This window comes from Methyloparacoccus murrellii (assembly GCF_054657115.1).
On sequence record NZ_BAAHXD010000007.1, the window covers coordinates 19015 to 39906 of the forward strand.

The 20892-nt window shown below is 67.0% G+C and carries 21 protein-coding genes and 1 pseudogene; 9 read left to right on the forward strand and 13 right to left on the reverse strand.

Annotated elements, in window-relative coordinates; translation table 11 throughout:
* Window positions 1-9: 9 nt before the first annotated feature.
* Both ACYQ1H_RS03155 and ACYQ1H_RS03160 read left to right on the forward strand, forming a co-directional pair.
* A complete protein-coding gene (locus ACYQ1H_RS03155; RefSeq protein WP_460026607.1) occupies window positions 10-726 on the forward strand; it encodes a hypothetical protein in 717 nt (238 codons plus the stop codon).
* 23 nt (window positions 727-749) lie between these two features.
* Window positions 750-1490: a YoaK family protein gene (locus tag ACYQ1H_RS03160; RefSeq protein WP_460026608.1), complete on the forward strand. Its 741-nt coding sequence runs from the start codon at window positions 750-752 to the stop codon at window positions 1488-1490.
* Between the two features lie 42 nt (window positions 1491-1532).
* Here the strand turns inward: ACYQ1H_RS03160 and ccmI are convergent, their stop codons facing one another.
* The 8 genes from ccmI to ACYQ1H_RS03200 form a co-directional block, all read right to left on the reverse strand.
* Complete coding sequence (ccmI, locus tag ACYQ1H_RS03165; protein WP_460026609.1) at window positions 1533-2753, reverse strand: c-type cytochrome biogenesis protein CcmI; 1221 nt, start codon at window positions 2751-2753, stop codon at window positions 1533-1535.
* Window positions 2753-3229: a cytochrome c-type biogenesis protein gene (locus tag ACYQ1H_RS03170; RefSeq protein WP_460026610.1), complete on the reverse strand. Its 477-nt coding sequence runs from the start codon at window positions 3227-3229 to the stop codon at window positions 2753-2755. Before ACYQ1H_RS03170 ends, ccmI begins: the two co-directional genes overlap by 1 nt.
* Window positions 3226-3756 (reverse strand): DsbE family thiol:disulfide interchange protein, encoded by a 531-nt coding sequence (locus ACYQ1H_RS03175; RefSeq protein WP_460026611.1) that lies wholly within the window; start codon window positions 3754-3756, stop codon window positions 3226-3228. Before ACYQ1H_RS03175 ends, ACYQ1H_RS03170 begins: the two co-directional genes overlap by 4 nt.
* 39 nt (window positions 3757-3795) lie before the next feature.
* Window positions 3796-5775 carry a heme lyase CcmF/NrfE family subunit gene (locus ACYQ1H_RS03180; protein ID WP_460026612.1) on the reverse strand — a complete coding sequence of 660 codons (1980 nt, stop codon included), beginning with the start codon at window positions 5773-5775 and terminating at the stop codon, window positions 3796-3798.
* Window positions 5772-6227 (reverse strand): cytochrome c maturation protein CcmE, encoded by a 456-nt coding sequence (gene ccmE / locus ACYQ1H_RS03185; RefSeq protein ID WP_460026613.1) that lies wholly within the window; start codon window positions 6225-6227, stop codon window positions 5772-5774. The genes ACYQ1H_RS03180 and ccmE overlap by 4 nt, the downstream gene beginning before the upstream one ends.
* Entirely contained in the window at window positions 6224-6394 is a 171-nt protein-coding gene (gene ccmD, locus ACYQ1H_RS03190) for a heme exporter protein CcmD (RefSeq protein WP_460026614.1), read from the reverse strand. Before ccmD ends, ccmE begins: the two co-directional genes overlap by 4 nt.
* A gap of 426 nt (window positions 6395-6820) precedes the next feature.
* Window positions 6821-7234, reverse strand: coding sequence for a hypothetical protein (locus ACYQ1H_RS03195; protein WP_460026615.1), 414 nt, complete (start codon window positions 7232-7234; stop codon window positions 6821-6823).
* Between the two features lie 513 nt (window positions 7235-7747).
* Window positions 7748-9052 (reverse strand): aminotransferase class V-fold PLP-dependent enzyme, encoded by a 1305-nt coding sequence (locus ACYQ1H_RS03200; RefSeq protein ID WP_460026616.1) that lies wholly within the window; start codon window positions 9050-9052, stop codon window positions 7748-7750.
* A 235-nt stretch (window positions 9053-9287) separates the two neighbouring features.
* On the opposite strand from ACYQ1H_RS03200, the gene ACYQ1H_RS03205 reads away from it, so the two are divergent.
* The 3 genes from ACYQ1H_RS03205 (at window position 9288) to ACYQ1H_RS03215 (ending at window position 10896) form a co-directional block, all read left to right on the forward strand.
* Window positions 9288-9773 carry an Hsp20/alpha crystallin family protein gene (locus ACYQ1H_RS03205; RefSeq protein ID WP_460026617.1) on the forward strand — a complete coding sequence of 162 codons (486 nt, stop codon included), beginning with the start codon at window positions 9288-9290 and terminating at the stop codon, window positions 9771-9773.
* 81 nt (window positions 9774-9854) lie between these two features.
* Window positions 9855-10361 carry a BCAM0308 family protein gene (locus ACYQ1H_RS03210; protein ID WP_460026618.1) on the forward strand — a complete coding sequence of 169 codons (507 nt, stop codon included), beginning with the start codon at window positions 9855-9857 and terminating at the stop codon, window positions 10359-10361.
* A gap of 40 nt (window positions 10362-10401) precedes the next feature.
* Entirely contained in the window at window positions 10402-10896 is a 495-nt protein-coding gene (locus ACYQ1H_RS03215; RefSeq protein ID WP_460026619.1) for a Spy/CpxP family protein refolding chaperone, read from the forward strand.
* 75 nt (window positions 10897-10971) lie between these two features.
* On the opposite strand, the pseudogene ACYQ1H_RS03220 reads toward ACYQ1H_RS03215, so the two are convergent.
* A pseudogene (locus tag ACYQ1H_RS03220) lies at window positions 10972-12412 on the reverse strand (RtcB family protein).
* On the reverse strand, window positions 12412-12828 hold the full coding sequence (locus tag ACYQ1H_RS03225; RefSeq protein WP_460026620.1) for an archease: 417 nt from the start codon (window positions 12826-12828) through the stop codon (window positions 12412-12414). The pseudogene ACYQ1H_RS03220 and the gene ACYQ1H_RS03225 overlap by 1 nt, the downstream one beginning before the upstream one ends.
* 169 nt (window positions 12829-12997) lie before the next feature.
* Here ACYQ1H_RS03225 and fusA point away from each other — a divergent pair, with 169 nt between their 5' ends.
* The 4 genes from fusA (at window position 12998) to ACYQ1H_RS03245 (ending at window position 18842) form a co-directional block, all read left to right on the forward strand.
* The gene (fusA, locus tag ACYQ1H_RS03230; protein ID WP_460026621.1) at window positions 12998-15052 is read left to right on the forward strand and encodes an elongation factor G; all 2055 of its coding nucleotides are present in this window, start codon (window positions 12998-13000) and stop codon (window positions 15050-15052) included.
* Window positions 15053-15192: 140 nt separating this feature from the next.
* Window positions 15193-15591, forward strand: a complete 399-nt coding sequence (locus ACYQ1H_RS03235) for a hypothetical protein (protein ID WP_460026622.1) — start codon at window positions 15193-15195, stop codon at window positions 15589-15591.
* Window positions 15592-15632: 41 nt separating this feature from the next.
* Entirely contained in the window at window positions 15633-16811 is a 1179-nt protein-coding gene (gene dinB, locus ACYQ1H_RS03240) for a DNA polymerase IV (protein ID WP_460026623.1), read from the forward strand.
* 93 nt (window positions 16812-16904) lie between these two features.
* Window positions 16905-18842 carry an esterase/lipase family protein gene (locus ACYQ1H_RS03245; RefSeq protein WP_460026624.1) on the forward strand — a complete coding sequence of 646 codons (1938 nt, stop codon included), beginning with the start codon at window positions 16905-16907 and terminating at the stop codon, window positions 18840-18842.
* 33 nt (window positions 18843-18875) lie between these two features.
* Here the strand turns inward: ACYQ1H_RS03245 and ACYQ1H_RS03250 are convergent, their stop codons facing one another.
* The 3 genes from ACYQ1H_RS03250 to ACYQ1H_RS03260 are packed head-to-tail and all read right to left on the reverse strand — an operon-like array spanning window position 18876 to window position 20823.
* Window positions 18876-19295 carry a DUF3293 domain-containing protein gene (locus ACYQ1H_RS03250; RefSeq protein ID WP_460026625.1) on the reverse strand — a complete coding sequence of 140 codons (420 nt, stop codon included), beginning with the start codon at window positions 19293-19295 and terminating at the stop codon, window positions 18876-18878.
* Between the two features lie 12 nt (window positions 19296-19307).
* Window positions 19308-19946 (reverse strand): hypothetical protein, encoded by a 639-nt coding sequence (locus tag ACYQ1H_RS03255; RefSeq protein ID WP_460026626.1) that lies wholly within the window; start codon window positions 19944-19946, stop codon window positions 19308-19310.
* A gap of 58 nt (window positions 19947-20004) precedes the next feature.
* Entirely contained in the window at window positions 20005-20823 is an 819-nt protein-coding gene (locus ACYQ1H_RS03260; RefSeq protein ID WP_460026627.1) for a heme-binding protein, read from the reverse strand.
* Between the last annotated feature and the right edge of the window lie 69 nt (window positions 20824-20892).

Consider the following 20892-nt stretch of genomic DNA (forward strand, 5'->3'; position numbering starts at 1 on the left):
GGGCCCGCCATGGCGCATAAGCCGGTGCCCGGGCGCTGGGGAACCCTCCGCCTCGAGGCCGATACCGTCAACAATATCGTCCAGACCATTGCCCTGATCGGCGCGGGCATCTGGGCGGTCTACACCTTCGTCTACCAGTCGGAGATCGCACCCGGCCTGGCGCCGCCGACGGTATCGCTGACCAGCACCCTCGAGAAGGTGGGGCGTCACGGCGACATGACCGCCATCCGGGCGACGCTGACGCGCGCCAATGCCGGGCAGAATAGCGTCCGGGTGTTGGCCCTGACCTACAACGCCATCGGCATCCGGGAAAACTTTCTCGCCGGCGAGACGATCAATCCGGCCTTTGCCGAGATCGATCCCGCCGCGACCTCGGTGAGCGCGGCCAAATATTATGCGGAGCCAGCCCGGCAGGAGGCGATCCTGAGGCATGCGATCCTCTTTGCCGGCGCACATCCCGGAGGCTCGCCCGCGGAACTGTCGCCCGGGGAATCGGTGACTCGCGACATCGTCTTCTATGCGGATCGCAAGAAATTCGACCGCATCCGGCTTCGGGTCCAACTGCTGTTCGAGAAAGCTTCCGAGCCGGGCGTGCCTCTGGCGCTGGAGACGGATGCCCAAGGGCTGATCACCGCCGTCCCGGGTGCCTCGTGCCGCGTGGCGGGAGGCGGCTGCGCAACGCTCTACGCCTCGGACTATGTTACCGAGCTGTCTCTCTGGGATTGATCCGCCTTCACAGGAGAATCGTCATGGTGCACCCTCGCCGTCCGACCGCCCTTTCGCCATCGCAGGCGGGTGCCGTTGCCGCGCCAGCCCGGATCCAGGTTGTGCCGGTCCGCTTGCGGGCCGGCCTGTTCGGCTTGACCCTGGTGGCGGGCTGGGTGGATGCGCTGTCTTTCCTCGGGTTGGGCAAGGTCTTCACCTCGTTCATGTCCGGCAACGTGCTCTTCTGCGGGATCGCGCTCGGGCAGCGGGACTGGAGCCTGCTGGCGAATGCGCTGGTGGCCTTGCTGGCATTTGTCGGCGGGGCTGTCGCGGGAGCCGAGCTGGTCCGGCGCCACCCACCCGGGACGCGGCGGCTGAGCCGGCCCCTGCTGCTGGCCGAGGCGTTCGTCCTGCTGGTGTTCGCCCTGGCCTGGATGGCGCGGGGCGGGCCGGGTGAGTGGCCCGGCGGCGAAACCGGCCTGCTGATGCTGGCGGCCTTCGGCATGGGCATGCAGGCGCTGGCTGTCATCGTCCTGGGCATTCCCGGCGTCGCGACCAACGCCCTGACCGGAACCGTGACGTTCATTGCCCACAGCCTGCACCGGCGGCTGCGCGGCGAGCCGGAACCCGCCGCGGTCGGCAGCCGTTACCTGCTTCTGCTTTGCCTGGCCTACCTGGTCAGCGCCGCGATGGTCGCGCTGACCGCCCGCTTCCGGAGCATCGCACTGGTGCCTTTCACCCTGCTGCTGTGGGTCGCTCTGCTGACCGGTGGCAGCGCGCGTTGAGATGTTCGCCCGGCTGCCGGGCGTGTTGTCTTGGCTTGCGGCTCAGGGAGTGCTGCCATTGACGATCTGGCCGATGGCAACGTCGTAGTGGACGGTCTGGCCGGGCGCCGGGGTTACCGGTCCGGTCAGGCCCTCCAGATCGCCGGGCGAGGGGACCGGGCGGCCGGACTTGGAGATGCGGGCGCCGATCACCAGTCGCTCGAAGGCCGACAGGTTCATGCCCGGCATCATGGCCTGGGAGTCGTCCAGCACCACGTCCAGTGGCAGATCGCGGACCTGCTTGCGCACCACCGCCAGCGGCATGGGCGGGCCTTCCGCCGCCCTGGCGAAGACGAAGACCGTGTCGTCGGGGTTGGCCCTGGATTTCAGGGCGTCGGCCAGCGTCACCCGTACGCTCAGGCGCTTGCGGGGCGCCGTGGCGGCAGGTTCGCTGGCGGCGGGCGGCATCGCGTCGGCCGGCGCGGCGGAACCTGCCTGCTCGATGAAGGCGCCGATCTGCCGGGCCTCTTCGCTGTCGGCGGGGAACTGCGACCGCAACGCCTGCCAGTGCCGGACCGCCCGCGCGCCGTCGCCCTCCTCGCTGGCCACGATGCCGGCCAGCCACAGTCCTGCCTTGTGCCGGGGGTCCTGCCTGAGTATCTCGGCGACGATCTCGGCCGGTTTGCCGCGCATGGAACCCTGGTTGGCTTCCGCCAGCGCTTCGGCATAGTAGCCCTTGAGGTCGAGGTTCCGGGGCGCCAGCTTGAGGGCGAATTCGAAGGCGCGCACGGCCCGCTCCGCCTGCTGGGTGGCCTGCAGGGAGCGGCCCAGCAAGACCCAACCCTCCAGATCGTTGGGATTCTCCTGCAACCGCAGGGCCAACCCCTCGATGGCTTTCTGGGTGTCGGCCATCGGGTTGGCGGGCGGCGGCGCGGCGACCAGGTCGGGGCGTCCCAGCCACAGGTATGCGCCGATGGCCAGGATGGGCGCCAGGGTCAATGCCGCCAACAGCGGTGTTCGCCCCGCCTTTAGCGGTGCCGCTGTCCCGTCGGCGGCCGTCTCCAGGTCGCCCAGCAGGCTCCGTTCGGACTCCACGGCCAGCCGGTGGCGGGCTTCCTCCGAACTCGCGTCGCTGGCGAGTTCCTCCTGGCGCTGCTGGTGCAGGACGAGGTTGAGTCGCGCCCGGTTGAGGCTGTCCCTCCGTGTCTTGCCAAGCAGGGCGGGCACGAACAGCAAGTAACCCAAGCCCAGCAGGAGGGCGGCGGTGATCCAGAAAAGCGTCATCAGTGGTTCTCGTCCTGCGGCTTGTTCTTCAGGCGTTCCAGGCGCTCGCGCACGGCGGCGCCGACCGCGTCATCGTCGCTGGTCTCCGGCGCCGCGCGCTGTTGCCGATGCCTGTGCCAGAGGAACGCCATGCCGCCCAGCAGCATCAGCAGTGGTCCGGTCCAGAGCAGCCAGGTAACTGGCCTGACCGGCGGGCGGTAGAGCACGAAATCGCCATAGCGATCGGTCAGGAACTGGATGGCTTGCGCTTCGTCCTTGCCGCTCTGGATGATGCCGTAGACCTCGTCGCGCAGGTCCCGGGCGAGATCGGCGTCGGAATCGGCCAGCGACTGGTTCTGGCAGACCAGGCAGCGCAGTTCCCCGATCAGCCGCTCGTAGCGTGCCTGCTGCTCGGCATTGTCGAATTCGCGCACCTCCACCGCCTGTGCGCCAGCCGCCCAGGCGAGCAGCAGGCCGATCAGCAGCCGACGGGTCATGGGGCTTCACCCTGGAGCTGACGGACCAGGGGCAGGATGTCCTTCTCCAGGGCCTCGGCGGTGACCGGACCGGTGTGCTTGTGGCGAATCAGGCCGGCCTTGTCGATGACGAAGGTCTCCGGCACGCCGTAAACGCCCCAGTCGATGCCGGTCCGGCCGTCGGCGTCGAAGGCGCTGGCGGCGTAGGGATCGCCATACTGGTTCAGCCAGCTTTGTGCGGCGTCGCGTCGATCCTTGTAGTTGAGTCCGTAGATGGGCACGATGCCGCGCCGGGCCAGTTGCAGCAGCACCGGATGTTCCTGGCGGCAGGAGACGCACCACGAGGCCCAGACGTTGACCAGCGCGACCTGTCCCCTGAAGTCTGCCGGGGCCAGGGTCTTGCCGGCATCGGCGACTTGCGGCAGGCTGAAGCCGGGTGCCGGCTTGCCGATCAGGGGCGAGGGTACCTCGCGGGGGTCGAGCGTCAGGCCGACCGCCAGGAAGATGACCATGATGACGAAGACGGCCAGCGGGATCAGGAAGCGCATGGGGGTGACGGCAGGTTGGCGTGGGGTGGCAGTATCGCGTCAGGCCTTGTGAGCCGTCGCCGACAGGAGATCGGGATCCCGCACGCGCGCCAGGGCGATGCGGTAGCGGCGGTCGGCCAGCGAGCAGAAGCCGCCGGCCATCATCAACAGCCCGCCCAGCCAGATCCAGCGGATGAAGGGCTTGACATAGACCCGTACACTCCAGGCGCCACCGTCCATCGGCTCGCCCAGCGCCACGTAGAGATCGCGGGTCAGACCAGGATCGATGGCGGCCTCGGTCATGGTGTTGCGCTGCACCTTGTACACGCGCTTTTGTGGCCGCAGCTCGGCCAGCACCACGCCGTCCCTCTCCACCGTGAAGGTACCCTCCTGGGCTTGGAAGTTGGGGCCTGCGACGTCGCTGACACCCTGGAAGTGGAAGCGGTAATCGGCCAGCTGCACGCTGTCGCCCGGCGCCAGGCGCACGATTTTCTCCTCGCTGTGGCTGCTCGACAGCACGACCCCGACGAGGAAAACGGCGATGCCGGCATGGGCGAGCGTCATGCCGTAGTAACTGGTCGATTGCGCGCGCAAGCCTGCCAGCAGCGACTCCCGCAGTCGCACCCGTTGCCACAGCGACAGTCCGGCGCTGCCCACGAGCCAGAACGCCAGGCTCAGTCCCGCCAGCGTCTTGATGTCCCTGAGCGTCCAGAACAGGGCGGTCGCGACAATGCCCAGCAGCAGGCACAGCGGCGCCAGCCAGCGGACGACCCGCCACAGCCGGCTGCCGTCGGCTTCGCGCCAGCCGAACAGGGGGGCAATGCCTGCCAGCAGCACGATGGGCGTCATCAGTGGGGCGAAGATGCTGCTGAAATACGGGGGGCCGACGGATATCTTGCCCAGCTTGAGAGCATCCAGCACCAGCGGATAGAGGGTCCCGAGCAGGATGCTGGCGGCCGCTGTCACCAGCAGGACGTTGTTCAGCAACAGCAGATTTTCCCGGGAAATCAGGGTATAGCGGCCGGTATCGCGGATCGACGGTGCCCGCAGGCCATAGAGCAGCAGCGATGTCCCCACCACCAGCGCCAGGAAGATCAGGATGAACAGCCCGCGTGCCGGATCGGAGGCGAAGGCATGCACCGAGGTCAGCACGCCGGAGCGGACCAGGAAGGTGCCGAGCAGGCTGAGCGAGAAGGCGAAGATGGCCAACAGTACGGTCCAGGCCTTGAAGGCGCCGCGTTTCTCGGTTACCGCCAGCGAATGCAGCAGGGCGGTTGCCACCAGCCAGGGCATGAAGGAGGCATTCTCGACCGGATCCCAGAACCACCAGCCCCCCCAGCCCAGCTCGTAATAGGCCCACCAGGAGCCGAGCACGATGCCGAAGGTCAGGAAGATCCAGGCGACCAGCGTCCAGGGGCGCGACCAGCGCGCCCAGGCCGAATCCAGCGAGCCGCCCAGCAGCGCGGCGATGGCGAAGCTGAAGGCAACCGACAGCCCGACATACCCCATGTAGAGCATCGGCGGATGGATGGTCATGCCGAAGTCCTGCAGCAGCGGGTTGAGGTCGTTGCCGTCCGGCGGTACCGGCACCAGCCGCTCGAACGGATTGGAGGTCAGCAGGATGAACAGCAGGATGCCGACGCTGATCAGGCCCATGACGCCCAGCACCCGGGCCTGGAACTCCTCCGTCAGGCTGCGGCTGAACACCGTCACCGCGAAGGTCCAGAGGCCAAGGATCAGGGCCCACAGCAGCATGGAGCCTTCATGCGCGCCCCAGGTGGCGGATATCCGGTAATAGAGCGGCAGGTCGCTGTTGGAGTGCTCGGCGACGTACAGTACCGAGAAGTCGTTGCCGATGAAGCTGTCGACCAGGCAGGCGAAGGATACCGCCAGGAAAAGGCTCTGTGCCCGCCCGGCGGCGCGCCCGACCGCCATCCACACCGGAATGCCCTGGGCCGCGCCGGCCAGCGGGAAGGTTCCCTGCAGCAGAGCCATGAACAGCGCCAGAATCAGCGCCAGGTGCCCGAGTTCCGCGGTCATCGCTGATAATCCTTGTAGTTTGCGGGCAACTGGCCAGTCTCCTTCAGGGAGTCGGCCACTTCCGGCGGCATGTAGTTCTCGTCATGCTTGGCCAGCACCTCGCTGGCCTCGAAGACGCCCTGCTCGTTCATCCTGCCGATGGAGATGATGCCCTGGCCCTCGCGGAACAGGTCCGGGAGGATGCCGGTATAGCTCACCGGGATGGTCGCCTGGCCGTCCGTCACCGAGAAGCGCACCGCAAGGCTGTTCGGCTCGCGCTGCACGGTGCCCGGCACGACGAGACCGCCGACGCGGAAGGGGTGGCCCTTGGGGGCTTCGCCCGCCGCTACCTGGGCCGGGGTGAAGAAATAGAGGAGATTCTTCTGGAAGGCCGTCAGGGCAAAAAAGGTCGCGACGCTGACGCCGAGCAGGACCAGCCCGACCACCAGCATGCGTTTCCGGCGAGGTGTCATCCGCGTTTCTCCGTCTGGGCCAGCAGCCGTCTGATGCGTTCGATCACCGCCGCGCGCTGCCGCCACGGCAGCCACAGGTTGACCAGCAGGATCACTGCCATCAGGCCATAGGACGGCCAGACATAAAGGGCATAACCGCCCATGTTGAAAAAATCGGACCAGTTCATGGGCATTGCCTTGTGCGTGGGGGCCGGTCGATGGGGTGACGTGGCTGCGAATTCTAGCAAGCCTGTCTGTTGTTGATGCGAAACCTGCGGACCACGGGGCCGGCAGGCCTGTCCGTGGGGTCTGCGACCGGGTCAAACCGCCTGCCCACCTGCTGACCCGGCCATGTGCGACGAGTTCCCGCGCACGGGCGGAACCCGGCCCGGGCTGCGTGATTCGGGCATGTGCGGCGGATTCTCGCCGCGCAGGGTTGTGGCGGTCTTCGATATGCGCGAAGACCGCGGGCAGTGATCTGCCCGCGCCTGGCCGTCAGGGCAGGGCTGGTTGCCGGGACGCCTGCTCGACGAGAACCCCGCTGGCCGGTCGTCGCGCGCTATGGGGGGAACTGGTACTCGTTTCGGCGACCGGACAGATGCCGCCCCGGCTGGTCATTCCCCGCTGCGTGCGGCATCGGCCAGGTACAGTCCCTCCTTCAGCCCGAAGCGCGCCTCGAAGGCGGCATGGTCCAGGCTTTGCCGCAGTTCGGCCACGCCATGCAGGAACCAGTTCAGCTGGACGCGTTCGCTGGCGTCCATCGCCATACCCTTGCCATCGCAACAGGCCATCAGCGCCGCGAGGGTCAAGAGCCCCTCGTTGATCGCGTCCGATGCCGCCTCGGCAGCCCTGATCATGGCCTCCATTCCGGCCCGGTCGGTCTGGTACAGCCAGCCGAATTCGCCCGTCCTTCGGCGTTGGCAGGTATGGTGCAGGACCAGCACGGCCGGGATGCCGCCCCAGCCTGTGGTTCCTGGCAGGGCGCTGAGTTTGCCGTCGGGGTTCAGGGGGAAGTGGATATCTGACATGGTCGGAGGCCTTCGTTATATTCCGGAATCCGCCACCGGATTTTCGCGGTTTGGGTGGCGGGCTGGCACGGGTCGCGAAAACCGGACGAAGGAACCGGCCACCCGAGGGGTGCCCATGCCAGCCGCCATGGATGAAGCGACGGACAGTGTGAGCGTCTGGGATGCACGCTCATTGCGCCTTCGTTGGCAGGGTTCGCGGCCCTGCCCTGGATGCGTCCAGGGTCAATTCGATGCTAGCCCATAATTTTGTCAATTGCCAAGCGTCCACTAGCCCGCGGGGCGCCTGAAACCGGGCACGCGATTCTGGGCCTTTACCGCTGCCTGGCAGCAATGCAATCGGGTGGGCACGCTAGACTGGGCCTGACTTCATTTATCCGTTACCGGTGACAGCCATGCTTGACGGCAACCCTGCGTCCGACGATAGCCCTACGGGAGGATGGAAACTGGCTTTGTTGCTGCTGGCCGCGCCCCTGTGGCTGCCGGTTTTTCCCGTCTTTGTTTTGCTGGCCTGGTTCATCTCGCGGTTCGAGGCGTCGCCCGCGGACTGAGCGTCGTGCTGGCGGGGCTGCTGGTCCGCGCCTTCCAGCGTTTCATGTCGGCGACAAACGGAGCCAGGACAGCGTCCACATGCGGCATGACCACGAAATGGGCGACCTTCCCGAAGGCGGGATCTTCCTCCGGCGCCAGGTCGTAATCCCGCATCACGCCGGCGTCCGGCCGCTCGAAGAACACGGTGTTGGAATAGGGGTTTTTCCAGGCCCGGATACCCGTCTCGCGCAGTCGCGCCAGCAAGGTTTCCGCGCCGTCCAGCATCTCGTTCGCCTGTTGCCGGAGGGCCGAGAGGGGGGTTGCATGCAGTTTCCACCAGAACTTCAGCGGGCTGATCGCACTGCGCGAGCAGGAAATGGTCGGCACGGCATCGTTGAGGTAGGGGACATGGAAGGGATTCAGCCGCCGGAAGGTGTCCTGGGTCGTGATGAAAATGCCCATGGGCTCATCGAAGCCGAAGAACTTGTGGCCTGACACGGCGATGGAGTCAAAGCGCTGGATCTGCTGATGGACCAGTTGCCAGCCGTCACCGCTGGCATAGGGCAGGAACCCGCCGAACAGGGCGGCGTCCAGATGGATGTAATGGGGGCCCCGGTGGCGGGTGGCGAGGACGCGACGGATGGCGGCCTGATCATCGATGGCGCCCTTGAAGGTGGTGCCCATGGCGACGACGACCAGGGCGGGACGCTCCGGGTCCAGCTGCCTCTCGAAGTCCCGGATATCCATCTGCCCCATTTCCAGGGCCTTGATCAGGCGCAGTTCCAGATTCTGCACATCCGCGAGTTTCTTGATCGAATAGTGGGCTTCCTCGGAGACATACAGGATCGGTGCCTGCTGTGCCTTCGACGCCAGGGCCTTGCGGCCAAAATAGATGCCGTGGCTATTGCCATCGGTGCCGCTGGCCGTCACGAAGCCCCAGTATTTTCCTGGCTGAAAGCCATACAGCTCGGCAAAGTCGTCGATGACCTCGTTTTCGAACGCATGGGTATTGAGACTGTAAGGACTGGTCTTGCGCGGATCGCCGACATTGTTCATGACGCTGCGTTGCAGCCCGAGCCGGGTATACCAGGCGTAGAAGCCGTCGAGATCGGTTTCCTGATTGACCGGATAGCCTGCCACCTGATCCTTGTGCGACAGGATGCGTCGGGCCAGCTCATCCAGCCGTTGCTGGTCGTCCCGCGTCAATGGCCGGGCGATCGACGGCAACAGGGCGAGGCTTATCGCAAGCCAGACAAAGACGATGCAAGGAACACGGTTGAACTGGCGCATGGCAGGGTCCTCTCCGGCGGAAGCGCAAGGGCGACATTCTATGCCCGGGACAGCTCGGATGTGCCGGCAATTCTCCGATTGTCCCAGCCGCGGCCTTTCGGCGGCATATCCCTTGAACAATGATCCGCGCTTGCTATATTGGATATTCCCAAACTTCTGATCATATTCGGTAGCGCCTGCCCCGGCCTTGCTCGCGGTCAGGGGCACCGAATCCAGAAACCGAGGAGAACGTGTCATGACCCAAGAAGAGAAAAACGTCACCGCACCGGCATCCAGGACAGCCGGTTGGCCGAGTCCCTTCGACGACATGGACGAGTGGTTCGATGCCTTGCAGAGGCGCTGGCTGTCGCACAGCCTTCTCGGTCACGGATGGCCGGATATCCCCACGGCCTTCGATGGACGCATTCCCAAGGTCGATGTTATCGACCGCAACGACGAGATCTTCGTCAAGGCCGAGCTTCCCGGCGTGAAAAAGGACGACCTGGAGGTCACTCTCAGCGACAACCTCCTGACCCTGCAGGCCAGGGTCGAGCAGGAGGCGAAAACGGAGGAAGGGAAATACCACCGGCGCGAGCTGCGGCGGGGAGAGTTCCGGCGGACCCTGGCCTTGCCGGCGCCCGTCGACGAAAAGGCAGCCAAGGCGACATTCCGGAACGGGGTGCTCGAACTGCACCTGCCCAAGGTCGCGGGCTATAGCCCCAAGGCCATCAAGGTCGAGTAACCGCCCGTCGGCGGCCTGCCAGCAGGTCTTGCTTGCGGTCATGAGGCCCTGCCGGGGCAACACATCTCGAGGAGCATCCCCATGAGCCAGAATCCCTATCGGAAAGCCCCACAGGGCCATCCCATCCGCATGCTGCCGGAATGGGAGCATGATCCCTATCATGCCCGGCGCAAATGGTCCGAACCTACCCATTGCCCTGATTGCGGGGCGATTTTCCAGGATGGCCGCTGGCAGCGGGGGGCCGCGCCCGCCGCTGCCGAGGCGCATCGGTGCCCCGCCTGCCAGCGCATCCAGGCGCATGATCCCGCCGGGTATCTGCGCCTCGGCGGCGCATTCCTGGCCGGGCACCGCCAGGAGATCGAGCAGCTCGTCAGGCATTACGTCGAGCGCCAGCAGGCCGAGCATCCGCTCAAGCGCCTGATCGCCATCAACGAACAGGAGGATGGCGCCGTGGAACTGACGTTCACCGATCCCCACCTGACCCGCGGTGTGGGCGAGGCCCTGCAGAGCGCCTACGACGGCGAACTGGATTACCACTATCAGGACGGCGAATATCTGCTGCGCGTCCGCTGGTGCCGGGATGCCTGAATCCGCCAGCGGTTTTCGTCACTGCCACTCGAGGTCGACCATGAAAATTCCAACACAACTGCTCGCCCTGCTGGCCAGTCTCATGCTCGTGCTTTCCGCCGCACCAGCCACCGGCGAACCCCAGGCCGCGGGGGATGCCGATGGCGCCGGCAATCCGGGCCTGCAGGGCTGGATGGAACGGCTGATCGAGGAGGGTATCCGCGACCATCAGAGCTACGGCGATGTCCTCCTGCAGCATGCCGAGGAACTCCGGCTGACGGATGACCAGATGGGCCGGATCTACCGCCTGCATCAGGCCAACCAGCAGCGCATCCAGGGCATCAACAAGAAACTGCACGATGCGACCCGCTGGGCCCACCGCATGTTTCTGGATCCCGCCAAGGACGAGGCCGCCATACGCCAGGCTGCCCGGGCGCACACGGCTGCCTTCGACGAGTTGCTGGAGACAGCCTTGAAAACCCGGCGGGACATCAATGCCGTTCTGACCGCCGAGCAGCAGGCGCGGTTGTCATCCCTCAAGCCCACCGCAAGGTGAGGACGCCGAGTTGCTCCCGCCGGGGGCAGGCATGATGCCGCCAGGATCCGGACGATCCGCGGCAGGGCCGGCCTGTCAGCCCTTGATGCAGATCAGGGGTTCCAGCCTGGCCACCCGGCGCGCCAGTCCGGCCGCTTCCGCCGCCAGCACCACCGCGGACACATCCTTGTAGGCGCCGGGCGCTTCCTCGGCCACGCCGCGCAGCGAGGGGTTGCGGATGAGAATGCCGCGCCCGGCGAGTTCGGCGCCGATCTTGCGCCCCTGCCAGGTGCGCGTCGCCTGATGCCGGCTCATGGCGCGGCCGGCGCCGTGGCAGGCGGAGGCGAAAGCCGGATTCTCGGTCTCCGGCAGCCCCGCCAGTACATAGGAGGCCGTGCCCATGGAACCGCCGATGAGCACCGGCTGGCCGGTCGGCCGCAGGGCTTCCGGCAGCTCGGGATGGCCCGGCCCGAAGGCTCGCGTTGCGCCCTTGCGATGCACATACAGCCGCCGCGCTTCCCCGTCTATCCGGTGCTGCTCGACCTTGCAGGTGTTGTGCGAGACATCGTAGAGCAGCTCCAGCCGCGCCATGGGCAGCAACTCCGCGAAGATGTCCCGCACCAGGTGCGTCAGGATCTGCCGGTTAGCCAGGGCGCAGTTGATGGCGGCCCGCATGGCGCCGAGGTATTGCTGCCCCAGGCTGGAGTGGATGGGCGCGCACGCCAGTTCGCGATCGGGCAGCCGGATGCCGTGCCGGCCGGCGGCGACGGCCATGGACTTGAGGTAGTCGGTGCCGATCTGGTGGCCGAGCCCGCGCGAGCCGCAGTGGATCATGACCACGATGTCGCCCGTTCGCAGGCCGAAGCCGTCGGCGCTGGGAGCATGATGGACCGCCGCCACCACCTGGACTTCGAGATAGTGATTGCCGCTGCCCAGCGTGCCCATTTCGTCGCGCTGCCTGAGCTTGGCCTGCTCGGACACGAAGGCCGGTTCCGCGCCGGCCATCTGGCCACGCTCCTCGATGCGCTCCAGGTCCGCCGCGCTTCCCCAGCCCTGCGCCACCGCCCGTCAGCATTCGTTCCATCTCCCGGCCGGCGAGCCGGGTGGCGCCCGTCGAGCCGAGACCGGCGGGAATGTGCCGGAACAGCCGGTCGGCCAGAGCTTCCCGCAATGGTTCGAGCTCCGTCCGGGTCAGGCCGGTTCGCAGGCAGCGCACCCCGCAGGAGATGTCGAAACCGACGCCGCCGGCCGAGACCACCCCGCCATCCTCGGCGGCGAAGGCCGCCACGCCGCCGATGGGGAAGCCATAGCCCCAGTGTGCGTCCGGCATGGCGCAGGCGGCCCGGACGATGCCCGGCAGGGTGGCGGCGTTGGCGATCTGCTGGTAGACCGTTTCGTCCATCGCACGGATGAGCGCCTCGCTGGCATAGATCAGTGCCGGTACGCGCATGGCCCCCTGGCGGGGAATCTCCCATGCATGTGCGGTGCGCTGGATGAACCGTCCGGTATCCATAGGCGACTCCTCCCGGTTGGGCATCAGACGTCGACTACGGTTTGTGCCAGCCAGCGGCCCTGTTCGCAGGCGACCCGCAATGCCGTGTAGGTGGCGCCCTTGACCTCGACCGCCGGGCAGTGCCGCTCCCGGTCCAGCGGCTCGCCCCAGGCCGTGGCGTTCAGATACCCTGCCCCGAGTTCGACCGAGAAACGGCCGAACAGCAGATGGTGGGTGTCCATTTCCAGGATCAGGCGGTTCAGCCAGTCGACCAGCAGCAGCTCGTCGTCCGGCGCCTCGCAGCGCACCGGCACGGCTTGCCGTGCCCGGACACGGGCCGGATCGGTGATGACCGCCGTCAACGCCGTGGCGGCCTGCTCGAAGGCCTCGGCCTTGCTGGCACCGTAGCCGCGAACGCCAACGTCGGCCGCATGGGGAAAGAGCTCCCAGGTTTCTGGCATGGGGCATCGGGCTCGTTTGTGGCGGCTGCCGGCAAGCCGCGCTGGAAGTTGTCTCCGGCCTGGACGAATATGAACTAAAGATAGTCCGCCGCGACGCGATTTTCCTCATCTCCGGAGACATCTCCGGAACCGCGCCGCCCGGCAGAATTTCGCACACAGGAGACCCGCCATGGATATTCCCGCTACCGCACACACCCGCACCCTGGCATTTGTCGGCCAGAACGGGGCCGGCAAGACCAGCCTGGTCGAGGCCCTCCTGCATCACACCGGGATGATCAACACCCCGGGCGATCTTGCCAGGGGTACGACCGTTTGCGATTACGATCCGCTGGAAAAGACCCATCAGCACTCCGTGAAACTGGCGGTTACCCATTTCCGGCATCAGGATGCCCTGGTGCACCTGCTCGATACGCCGGGTCTGCCGGATTTCATGGGGCAGGCGCTCTGTGCCCTGGATGCCGTCGACACCGTTGCGGTGGTCATCAACGCCCAGAACGGCATCGAAATCACCGCCCGGCGCATGATGCAGTGGGCGGAGACCAGGCAGCTCTGCCGCCTCATTGTCGTCAACAAGATGGAGGGCGAGCTCCAGACATTGCCACAGCTGCTGGAGGAGCTCCGCGCCGCCTTCGGCAAGGAATGCTTGCCCGTCACCCTGCCGGCCGAGCGTGGTGCGCGGGTGGTCGATTGCTTCTTCAACGCCGAGGGGCAGGCCGATTTCGGGTCCGTGGCCGAGGCGCATCGGGCCCTGGTGGACCAGGTCGTCGAGGTTGACGAGGGCCTGATGACCCGCTACCTGGAACAGGGCGAGGTGGCCCCCGAGGCACTGCATGCACCCTTCGAGGCGGCGCTGCGCGCGGGTCACATCATTCCCGTCTGCTTCGTCTCCGCGCGTACCGGTGCGGGTGTCGCCGAACTGGCCGACAACATCGTGCGCTGGCTGCCCAGCCCTGCCGAGAGCAACCCGCCGCTGTTCGAGCGCTGGCCGTCGAACGCCGAACGGCGCGATGCCGTCCCCTTCGCAGCCAGCCCCGATGCCGAGCGCCATGTGCTGGCACATGTCTTCAAGGTCGAGATGGATCCCTATGTCGGCAAGATCGCCGTGTTTCGGGTCCATCAGGGTACCCTGGTGCCCAACGCCGCGTTGTACGTCGGCGAATCGCGCAAGCCGGTGCGCGTCGGACAGCTGTTTCTGCTTCAGGGCAAGCAGCACATCCCGATCGAGCGCGCGGTGCCGGGCACGATCTGCGCGCTGGCCAAGCTGGAAGACGTGCATTTCGATTCGGTCCTGCACGATGCGCCCGAGGACGATCACATCCATCTGCGCCCGCTGGAGTTTCCACCGGCGGTCTTCGGCCTGAGCATCCGGCCCCGGCGGCGGGGCGACGAGCACAAGCTGTCGGAAGTGCTGCACCGGCTGGAGGAGGAGGACCCCAGCCTGAAGGTGGCCTATGACGCTTCCACCCATGAGGAGGTCATGCAGGGCCTCGGCGAAATCCATCTCGCCAGCGTGCTGGAGAAGATGCGCCAGCAATACCGGCTGGAGGTGGAGACCCACGTTCCCCAGGTGCCCTACCGGGAAACTGTCACCCTGCCGGCCGAGGGGCATTGCCGCCACCGGAAGCAGACCGGTGGCGCGGGCCAGTTCGGCGAGGTGTTCCTACGCATCGAACCGCTGCCGCGGGGGGCGGGCTTCGAATTCGTCGACGAGGTCAAGGGCGGCGCGATTCCCGCCTCCCTGATCCCGGCGGTGGAAAAGGGGGTGCGGCAGGTGCTGGCGAGCGGGGCCAGCGCCGGTTTTCCGCTGCAGGACGTGCGTGTCATCGTTCACGACGGCAAGACCCATCCGGTCGACAGCAAGGAAATCGCCTTCGTCACCGCCGGCAGGAAGGCCTTCCTCGACGCGATCGCCCGGGCATCGCCCATCGTGCTGGAGCCGATTGTCGGTATCGCGCTGGCCATTCCCGAAACCGCCATCGGTGACGTCAGCGGCGAACTGGCGGCGCGCCGGGGGCAGATCACCGGTCAGTCCAGCGCCCGTGCCGGCATGGCGCAGCTCTCGGCAAGGGCGCCGCTGGCGGAACTGCTGGATTTCCCGTCGCGGCTGAAGTCCCTGACGGCGGGCCAGGGTTCCTACACCCTGACTTTCAGTCATCACGATGTCGTGCCGCCGGCGGTGCAGCGCAAGCTTACGGAAGCCTACCGGCCCCGCGAGGAGGATTGAGTCAGCCCTGCCGCAAGCCGGCGACACCCGCGGGTGACCGTACTACAATCGGCTGGCCCGACCGATGTCAGGCGCCGGCCAGTGTGGCGCCGAACCCGTGGCACGGCCGGTTGGCCCATTCACACCCGAGGATCACGAACATGAAGAAACTCGCCTTTCTGGCGGCCGGGGCACTTGCCCTGGCCGCTTGCCAGACCCTGCCGCTGCAGAACATCGAGGGCGCACCGGTACACATGGCCAAGAAGCACTACGGTCTTGGCGACGTCGAGAAGGCCATCGTCCGCGCCGGCACCAACCTTGGCTGGCAGATGCGGACCGTGAAGCCCGGCCAGGTCAACGGCAAGCTCTATCAGGACGACATGGTGGCCGAGGTCTCGATCGACTTCAGTCCCTCGCTCTACAGCATCAAGTACCTGAACAGCGCCAACCTGGACTATTCCGCCAAGGCTGGCAAGCCCGTCATGATCTACAAGGACTACAACGCCTGGATCCAGACCCTGGACAAGGAGATCCGCCGCCAGATGCTGGCGCAGCCCTGAGGAAAGCGGGCAGCCGGCGTGCCCGCCGCCAGCGGCGCAGCATGGTCGAGCATCGCTGCGCCCCGGGGGCGCGCAACCACCGCTCCGAGCCGGACGGAGACGCCGGCAGGCTGGCCGTCATGGCGGCGGAGCGGAGCGCCGCGCGCAAGATCGTCCATGTCGACATGGACGCCTTTTATGCGGCGGTCGAGCAGCGCGACGACGCGAGCCTGCGTGGTCGACCGGTCATTGTCGGTGGCCTGCCCGACAGCCGCGGGGTGGTCGCCACTTGCAGCTACGAGGCCCGGGCGTTCGGTGTCCGTTCGGCGATGCCGGCCAGTCAGGCGCGGCGCCTGTGTCCCGACGCCGTCTTCCGGCGGCCGCGCTTCGATGTGTACCGGGCCGTCTCGGCCGAGATTCGCGGCATCCTGCTCGATTTCACCGAGCGGGTCGAGGCGGTTTCCCTGGACGAGGCCTATCTGGATGTCACCGGCAGCCAGGCCTTACGGGGGTCGGCGACGCTGATCGCCCTTGCCATCAAGCAACGCATCCAGGCCACGACCGGACTAACCGCCTCGGCCGGAGTATCCTGCAACAAGTTTCTTGCCAAGCTCGCATCCGACCGCGACAAGCCGGACGGCTTCTGCCGTATCCTGCCCCACGAGGCGCCGGCGATCCTCCGCGCCATGCCCATCGGCGCCTTTCACGGTATCGGCCGGGCCACCGAGGGCCGCATGCGCGCGCTGGGCATCCACACCGGCGAGGATCTGGCGCGAGCGCCCCTGAGCCGGTTGCGGGAGCATTTCGGCAAGGCGGGCGAATACTATGCCGGTCTCGCGCGCGGCATCGACGAGCGGCCGGTGAATCCCGACCGGCCGCGCAAATCCTTCGGTGCCGAGACGACCTTCCAGACCGATATCGACGATCCCCGGCATATGCTGGAGCAGCTGGTCCGGCTCGCCGGGCGGGTGCTGGACAAGCTGGCGGCAGCCGGGCAGTGTGCGGGCACGCTGACCATCAAGGTGCGCTATGCCGACTTCGCGCAGGTTACCCGCAGCCGCACGCCGGGCCAGCCGCTGCTGCAGATCGGCGACGCCATGCCGCACCTCGTGGCGCTGTTGGACCAGACCGAGGCGGGACTGCGGCCGGTACGGCTGCTGGGGGTCAGCTTCTCGTCGCTGATGCCCCGCGGCCGGCCGCCGGGGGCGCAGCTGGATTTGTTCGCCGAGCCCGCCGCTTGAGGACGGCCCCGGGCATGTCGCTGCCGCGCCGCTGGGGCAGGAGACGGTGCCCGGCATGCCGGTCGGTTGCCCGTATCATCAATAAATTAAGTCATGAATGCCGTGGGTGAGATCATGCCGCCGAATGCCGCCACCCGGCCCGCGCTACTGCCGCGCCGTGCCGCCGCTTGCGTATCCGCCGGTCGGCTGGTGCCGATCCTGGCCGCCTTGCTGATACTCTCGGCCTGCGGCCAGCCGATCGGCGTGACGCGGGTGACCCCGGTCGACTCCTACCGCGACGCCACCCGCAATGTGCTGGCGGACGACGGACTGAGCCATGCCGCCGCGGCGGTCCTGCAGCGCCACAACCTGCTGGCCAGCTACCAGGACAGCCCGCGTGCAGCCATCGCCGCATTGCAGCGGGTCGCGCTCAGGGACGGCCGCCGCGACATCCTGTTCGCCCTGGCCGAGATGAATTACGACTGGGGCGGACAGCTCCCGGAGGTGGCCGACCCGGGCATGGCGCAGCCGCCCGCGCGCGATGCCTACCTGCAGGCTGCCGTCTATGCCTACCTGTATCTGCTGGGCAAGAGCGATCAGCCGCCGCCGAGTCCCTACGACGCCCGCTTTCGCGAGGCCTGCGAGCTGTACAACCGCAGCCTGGACCTGGCATTCCGGGCTGCCGGCAGCGACAGCCTGGCGCTTGCGCCCCAGCAGCGCCGTTTGCCACTGGGGCCGCTGCCCATTCGCCTGGAGGCCGCCCAGCTCAACTGGAAGCGCGGGGATTTCGCCGCCTTCCATCCGGCCGACGCCTACGAGGTCTATGGCTTCACCCTGCACAACCGGACACCCGGGCTGGGATTGCCCATCATCGGCGTCACCCGCAATTCCACGGCCGCACCGAACGGCGGTGCCATTCCCCTGACGGCCTTCCTGCGTATCGACGGCGGATTCCGGGAACTGGCCGCCGGGCGCGCCCAGGCGACGATCGAGCTGTATTCCAGCTATGACGACCACCAGGTGGTGGTGAACGGCCAGGCCATTCCCCTGCAGTCCGATACCACGGCGCCGCTGGCCTATCGGCTCAACGACCCGACGCTCTGGCATGCCGGGCTCTGGCGCTTCATCACCGGTGACGAGGTCGATAGCAACCTGCTGTTCATCCAGCCCTACCAGCCGGGCCGCATTCCCGTGGTGCTGGTGCATGGCACCGGCAGCAGCCCCGTCTGGTGGGCGGAGATGGTCAACACGCTGAAAAACGATCCGCTCATCCGCAAGTGCTACCAGTTCTGGTTCTACGAATACACCAGCAACAAGCCGGTGGCGACCTCGGGAGCCGGGTTGCGGGATGCGCTGACCGGGATGGTCGCGCGCCTGGACCCCGCCCGCCGCGATCCGGCGCTACGGCAGATGGTGGTGATCGGCCATAGCCAGGGCGGTTTGCTGACCCGCTTCACCGCGGTCGATCCCGGCAACCGGCTGTGGCGCGCCATCAGCGACCAGCCCTTCGAGAGCCTCGACATTGATCCCGTCCTCAAGGCGGGACTGAGGCGGGCGCTGTTCTTCGAACACCTGCCGTTCGTCAGGCGGGTGGTGTTCATCTCCACTCCGCATCGTGGCAGCTTCCTGACCAAGGACTGGGTGCGCGAGCTGGCCCGACAGGCGCTGACCCTGCCCATCTCGCTGGTCACCGACGGCGCAGAGAAATTCCGCGAATTTACCCGGCAGCTGAAATTGCCCGAAAGCCTGCGCGACAAGATGCCCACCAGCGTGGACGGCATGTCGGCCGACAATCCGGTGACCCAGGCTATGGCCCGGCTGCCGCTGGCGCCCGGCATCACCGGGCACTCGATCATTCCCGTCCTGCCGGGCATGGACATCAAGACCGGCAACGATGGCGTGGTCGAGTATCGCAGCGCGCACCTGGACGGCATGGCGTCGGAATTCATCGTGCGCACCGGCCACTCGGCCCAGGGGCATCCGCTGGCCATCGAGGAGGTGCGCCGCATCCTGCTGCTGCACCTGCAGCAGGGCGATCCGGCGGCGCGCTGAAGCCATCGGCCAAGGCTTGCCGCCGGCGTGCGGTCAGCCGGGGTGGAGCAGCAGCTCCGGCACGGCATCCGCCGCGCACCAGACCACCGCGTTCTGCTGATAGCGCTGGCCGAGTTCGTCTGCCGCTTGCCGCGAGAGCCCCAGCACCAGAAAACTGGGCTCGCCCGGCCAGCCGCCGCGCGGATGCTCGCCGACACCCGCGAGACAGGGCAGTTTGCGGGCCCGCAGCTCCGCGGCCAGCGCCTGCTGGCGGCGAGCATTCTCGGCTTCGTCCAGCAGCTGGCTGCGGGGATTGCAGGCGGTGATGAAGGCGCAGGCGGCGACGCCGTGGCGAGCCATCAGGGCGGCGAGCGCCGGGCTGTGCTCGCCGATGCGGAGCGTCATCGGCGTCTCGCCCAGCACCCGGTAGTCCGTCTCCCGGTAGGCCTGGGTCAGGGTTGCCGCGCAGACCATCGTCGCGTTGCGCTACCGGCCGGCGAGTAATTCCCGTACCAGCTGCCGCGTTTCAGGGTCGAGTTTTTGCGAGCGGGTCAGCTTGCCGAGCGCTTTGACGGTGGATTTGAGGGCCGGCGAGTCGGGTGACCGGGTTTCCAGATAGGCCTGCAAGGTCGAAAACGCGGCGCCCCGCACATTTTCGTCGCCATCTACCAGGGCACCTTGCAGCGCCGCCAGCGCGGCGCGGGAAAGTTCGTCGAAGTTGGCCAGGCTGATCGCGCAGGCCAGCCTGACGGCGGCGCTGGCATCCGTCCTCAGGGTTCTGGCGAGGGCGATGTCCGCCGCCGGCACGGGATAGGCGCCCAGCTGCTCCGCGGCGCCGACGCGATCCGCCTCCCGCGGACTGCCGAGTTCGGCTATCGCGGCGGCTGCCATCTCCCGGTCCATGCGCCGGTCTTCCTCGCGCTGCGCCGGCGTCAGTTGCGGCGGTGTCGAGAGTCGTTGCAGCAGGCTGGCGTAGTCGATGGGGGGCGGTCCGGGGATGGCCCGCGGCGATGCCCGGGTGCCGGCCGTCATGTCCGTCCGGATGGCGGCATGGCGGGCGCTCGCCAGGATGAGCGTGCCCACCAGCAGCAGGCGGACCATGGCCTTCAGGCGGGTGGCGATCATCGGCGGGCGGAGCGGGGACGCAGGAGGGGGCCTGACTGGCGCAGGCCCCGGACGGGGTCTACTTGAGGCCGTTCAGCATGTTTTCCTTGGGCGTGATGCCGGCAATGCAATCGGGGTAGCTGAGCCCGGTGATGTCGAGGATTTCGCTGGTGGCGCTATTGGCCTCGATCAATTCGGCGCCCGCGAGCTGGCCTCCCGGAATCTTGGCCAGGTTTTCGCGAACCCGCCAGGCAAAGGCATGATCGGTACACGAGGTATCGCCCGAGACGCCGATCGCCCCGACCTTTACCAGACCCTTGGTGTAGATGGGCAGGCCGCCGCCAAAGACGTTGATGCCGCCCATCCGCTTGTTTTTCATCGGATCGTTCTTGGTCCCGTATTGATTCGGGTTGCCGGCATAGGCGATCGCCGGATTGACGGGGTTGCTGGCCTGGAGTCCCCACAGGGTGCCCTGGAGGTTGCCCACGCTGGCCGCGACCTTGCCCGTTGCCGGGTCGAGGACGGGTTGGGTCGCGAGGAGCAGGGCGCCGGAAGCCCAGGCCTGGATCTGGCCGCCGAGCAGGGTGGCGTCAAGGCTCAACATGGCCGAGGTATTGGCCTTCTGGGCCGAGATATTGCGGCTGACCCCCCAGGTTTTGCCGCTGTTCAGGCCGACTCCGGCGGTATTGACGACATTGCAGACCTTGCCGGTTTCATCGACAAAGGTTACCCACATATTGTTTCTCAGGCCCCCGGTCAGCGCCGACTCGGTATTCTTCACGGTCGAGGCGGCGTTGCTGAGCATTTCGTAGCTGATGTCCGAGCAGGCTGCCCATGCCGTGGATGCGCAGGTGGTCAGGATGAGGGAATAGAGACCATTTGCCATGGTTCTTTTCATGTATGCTCTCCGTAATCTAGTTTTTGTTGAAAATCCGGCCGAAACGTATCGGCGGCGTCATTGTGGCGA

Bases quoted from the DNA above. Each gene is read 5' to 3' on its own strand.
- ccmD (WP_460026614.1), bottom strand. From the start codon at position 6,394: ATGAACTGGTCCGATTTTTTCAACATGGGCGGTTATGCCCTTTATGTC.
- ACYQ1H_RS03205 (WP_460026617.1), top strand. From the start codon at position 9,288: ATGACCCAAGAAGAGAAAAACGTCACCGCACCGGCATCCAGGACAGCC.
- fusA (WP_460026621.1), top strand. From the start codon at position 12,998: ATGGATATTCCCGCTACCGCACACACCCGCACCCTGGCATTTGTCGGC.
- ACYQ1H_RS03210 (WP_460026618.1), top strand. From the start codon at position 9,855: ATGAGCCAGAATCCCTATCGGAAAGCCCCACAGGGCCATCCCATCCGC.
- ACYQ1H_RS03195 (WP_460026615.1), bottom strand. From the start codon at position 7,234: ATGTCAGATATCCACTTCCCCCTGAACCCCGACGGCAAACTCAGCGCC.
- ACYQ1H_RS03200 (WP_460026616.1), bottom strand. From the start codon at position 9,052: ATGCGCCAGTTCAACCGTGTTCCTTGCATCGTCTTTGTCTGGCTTGCG.
- ACYQ1H_RS03245 (WP_460026624.1), top strand. From the start codon at position 16,905: ATGAATGCCGTGGGTGAGATCATGCCGCCGAATGCCGCCACCCGGCCC.
- ACYQ1H_RS03260 (WP_460026627.1), bottom strand. From the start codon at position 20,823: ATGAAAAGAACCATGGCAAATGGTCTCTATTCCCTCATCCTGACCACC.
- ACYQ1H_RS03250 (WP_460026625.1), bottom strand. From the start codon at position 19,295: ATGGTCTGCGCGGCAACCCTGACCCAGGCCTACCGGGAGACGGACTAC.
- ACYQ1H_RS03175 (WP_460026611.1), bottom strand. From the start codon at position 3,756: ATGCGCTTCCTGATCCCGCTGGCCGTCTTCGTCATCATGGTCATCTTC.
- ACYQ1H_RS03170 (WP_460026610.1), bottom strand. From the start codon at position 3,229: ATGACCCGTCGGCTGCTGATCGGCCTGCTGCTCGCCTGGGCGGCTGGC.
- ACYQ1H_RS03155 (WP_460026607.1), top strand. From the start codon at position 10: ATGGCGCATAAGCCGGTGCCCGGGCGCTGGGGAACCCTCCGCCTCGAG.
- ccmI (WP_460026609.1), bottom strand. From the start codon at position 2,753: ATGACGCTTTTCTGGATCACCGCCGCCCTCCTGCTGGGCTTGGGTTAC.
- ACYQ1H_RS03235 (WP_460026622.1), top strand. From the start codon at position 15,193: ATGAAGAAACTCGCCTTTCTGGCGGCCGGGGCACTTGCCCTGGCCGCT.
- ACYQ1H_RS03255 (WP_460026626.1), bottom strand. From the start codon at position 19,946: ATGATCGCCACCCGCCTGAAGGCCATGGTCCGCCTGCTGCTGGTGGGC.
- ACYQ1H_RS03180 (WP_460026612.1), bottom strand. From the start codon at position 5,775: ATGACCGCGGAACTCGGGCACCTGGCGCTGATTCTGGCGCTGTTCATG.
- dinB (WP_460026623.1), top strand. From the start codon at position 15,633: ATGGTCGAGCATCGCTGCGCCCCGGGGGCGCGCAACCACCGCTCCGAG.
- ccmE (WP_460026613.1), bottom strand. From the start codon at position 6,227: ATGACACCTCGCCGGAAACGCATGCTGGTGGTCGGGCTGGTCCTGCTC.
- ACYQ1H_RS03215 (WP_460026619.1), top strand. From the start codon at position 10,402: ATGAAAATTCCAACACAACTGCTCGCCCTGCTGGCCAGTCTCATGCTC.
- ACYQ1H_RS03160 (WP_460026608.1), top strand. From the start codon at position 750: ATGGTGCACCCTCGCCGTCCGACCGCCCTTTCGCCATCGCAGGCGGGT.
- ACYQ1H_RS03225 (WP_460026620.1), bottom strand. From the start codon at position 12,828: ATGCCAGAAACCTGGGAGCTCTTTCCCCATGCGGCCGACGTTGGCGTT.